We start from the raw sequence: 2,630 nt of genomic DNA on the forward strand, positions 1-2,630 counted from the left end.
GGGGGGGGGGGGGCGCGGGTGGGGGTGTGTGTGGGGTTGTGGGGGGGCTGGGCGGGGGGGCGGCGGGGGGGGGGGGCGCGGGCGCCGCCGCCTGGCAAGATCCGCCGGACAGGCCCTAGCCCCCGCCCCTCCGCCCCCACTCCCTCGCCCCCGACCCCCGGACTACTCCAGCTGCCGACGCTCCCGCCGCCGCCCGACCCCGCGCCGCCCAGATCCACGCCGCCCGGACCGCCGCTCCCCGGCGGGAGCCTCCTGCAACACCCGGATCCGCAGGTCGGCCGGCAGCTCCGCCAGCCCCAGACTCCGTACCGCGTCCGTCCGCGGCCCGTCCTCGAAGTGCTCCACCAGCCCGACCGGGTCCCCGCCCGGGGTCAGCCGTACGGCGCCCCGCAGCCGCGGGTGCCCGGGGGCCCGCACCAGCCGGACCCCGGCCCGCTGCACCTCCGGCAGCACCGCCGTGCCGTGCTCCAGCGCCTCCTCCAGCGCCCGCGAGTTCACCCGCATCCGCAGCCCCCGCGCCCCTGGCGTCGGCACCGTGATGTGGGCGAGTCCGGTCCGCCGCAGCTGCGCCACCAGCCACCAGGCCGTCCCGAGCACCAGCAGCGACAGCCCCCCGATCACCGTCGGCCACCACCACGAGGAGCCGACCCACCGCACCCGGGAGCGTGCGCTGACCACCGGCTGGTCCGGCGAGGTCAACGGCCACCAGCTCGGCGGATCGACCCCCAGCCGCCGGTACAGGTCGAGCCCGCCCGCCAGCACCAGCACCCCGACTCCCACCAGCACCGCCCCCACCACCGCCAGCAGCACCCGGTTGACGACCGTCCGCTTCACCGCGCCGCCTCCCCGGTCCGCTCCCCCACCCCGTCCGCCGACTCCCCATCCGCCGACTCCCCGGCCACGCCCCCACCCGCCGGCCCCCGCCAGGACCGCACGTCCAGCCGCAACGGCCGCGCCAACCCCACCCGCGCCAGCTCCTCCCGCAACTGCCGCTGCACCCCCGCCGGGTCCACCGGCCCGCTCACCGACACCCGCACCCGCCGCCGCCCGACCTTGACCCTCAGGTGCTCGATGCCCGCCAGCCCGGCGGCCCGGTCCGCCAGCAGGTGCCCGACCCCGGCCCGGTCGATCGCCGCCCCCGTCCCGCCGTACGGCCGCAGCACCAGCCACCGCCGCAGCCCGGGTGCGAACGCCAGCCACAGCAGCCCCAGCCCGACCAGGGCCGCCGCACCGGCGCCGACCAGCACCCACAGGTCGTCCAGGTGCCGGGTGGCCAGCTCGTCCGCGATCTGCGCCCGCCACCGCCGGGCCGGCTGCCCGGCCCGGACCGCGACCGCGTCGTACAGCAGCGCCCCGGCCACCACCAGCACCACCGTGGCGACCGGCGCCGCGACGGCCGCCCGCCCCGACCGCAACCGGGGCACCTTCCCCACCGCCTCCGAACCCGACCCCTCCGAACCCGACCCCTCCGGCCCCGACGCCGCCACCGCGTCCCCCTTCACCACGCTCCCCCGGCGACCAACTTCTCGACCACCACGACCACTTCGGACACCTTCGTCCCCGTCAGCCCGTTCACCTGCGCCGCCACCCGGTCCCGCACCCGCCGGGCGAGTCCGGCCAGGTCCGCCGGGAAGGGCAGTTCGACCGCCACCCGGACGGTCACCGTGCTGCCCGGCCGCGCCACCGAGACCTTCGGCGGCTCCCCCTTCACCGACCGCCCGACCCAGGCCTCGGCGACCACCTCCCGCGCCGCCTGCCCGGCGATCCGTTCGTACACCCGGTCGGCGACCCGCAACCGCCCCCGGCGCACCGCACCGGAGGCGGGACCGGGGACGGGACCAGGGACGGGGCTAGGGCCGGGACCAGGCGCCGGTACGGCGGCCCCCATCAGCGCCGCCGGTCGCGACCGCGGAGCAGGTCCCCGAGGTCGCCGAGCTCGATGTCGCCCTCCAGCAGCCGCCCGGCCACGAAGCCGACCAGCCCGAGCGCCGCCACCAGCAGGAACGCCGCGAACCCGCCGAAGTACCCGGCGAAGCCGAGGGCCATGCCCACCACCAGGCCGACGATGGCCAGGTTCATCCGCTACTCCCTCGTCCTCCACCGAACGCCGACACCAACACCCCGGGCGGTCCCGCGGCCGGGCGCTACTTGAGCTTGGGCCGCTGCCCCGACGACGCCACCGGCTCCTCTTCCTCCTCGAACTCCGGTTCGTCCGGGAGGTGGACGTCGTTGACCGCGATGTTGACCTCGACGACCTCCAGGCCGGTCATCCGCTCCACCGCGTCGATGATGTTCTCCCGCACCTGGCGCGCGAGTTCGGGGATCACCACGCCGTACTCGACCACCAGGGCGATGTCGATCGCGGTCTGCTTCTCGCCGACCTCGGCCTTGATCCCGCGCCCGATGCTCGACCTGCCGCCGGGGACCCGGTCCCGCATCGCGCCGAAGGTGCGGGCCAGTCCGGAGCCCAGCGCGTGGATGCCGGAGACCTCCCGGGCGGCCATCCCGGCGATCTTCTCCACCACACCGACCGCCAGCGCCGTGCGGCCGCGCTCGGCGGACGGCCGACCGCCGTCCCCGCCCCCCCCGGGCGCGGGCCGGGCCCGGGGCGGAATCACAAAAACCAGACA

At 77.4% G+C, this 2,630-nt stretch carries 5 protein-coding genes; all 5 read right to left on the reverse strand.

The genetic code is table 11. The features are described from left to right. Positions 1-162: 162 nt before the first annotated feature. Positions 163-834, reverse strand: coding sequence for an alkaline shock response membrane anchor protein AmaP (locus tag ACFWXO_RS31440; RefSeq protein ID WP_375893937.1), 672 nt, complete (start codon positions 832-834; stop codon positions 163-165). After that, on the reverse strand, positions 831-1,415 hold the full coding sequence (locus tag ACFWXO_RS31445) for a DUF6286 domain-containing protein (RefSeq protein ID WP_380527939.1): 585 nt from the start codon (positions 1,413-1,415) through the stop codon (positions 831-833). The genes ACFWXO_RS31440 and ACFWXO_RS31445 overlap by 4 nt, the downstream gene beginning before the upstream one ends. Before the next feature lie 83 nt (positions 1,416-1,498). Next, complete coding sequence (locus tag ACFWXO_RS31450) at positions 1,499-1,777, reverse strand: Asp23/Gls24 family envelope stress response protein (protein WP_380527942.1); 279 nt, start codon at positions 1,775-1,777, stop codon at positions 1,499-1,501. A gap of 110 nt (positions 1,778-1,887) precedes the next feature. After that, positions 1,888-2,079: a hypothetical protein gene (locus tag ACFWXO_RS31455; protein ID WP_063349611.1), complete on the reverse strand. Its 192-nt coding sequence runs from the start codon at positions 2,077-2,079 to the stop codon at positions 1,888-1,890. Between the two features lie 65 nt (positions 2,080-2,144). Next, positions 2,145-2,627: an Asp23/Gls24 family envelope stress response protein gene (locus ACFWXO_RS31460; protein WP_380528012.1), complete on the reverse strand. Its 483-nt coding sequence runs from the start codon at positions 2,625-2,627 to the stop codon at positions 2,145-2,147. Between the last annotated feature and the right edge of the window lie 3 nt (positions 2,628-2,630).

The sequence above is a fragment of the Kitasatospora sp. NPDC059088 genome, assembly GCF_042738155.1.
In the GTDB taxonomy this organism is placed as follows: Bacteria; Actinomycetota; Actinomycetes; order Streptomycetales; family Streptomycetaceae; genus Kitasatospora.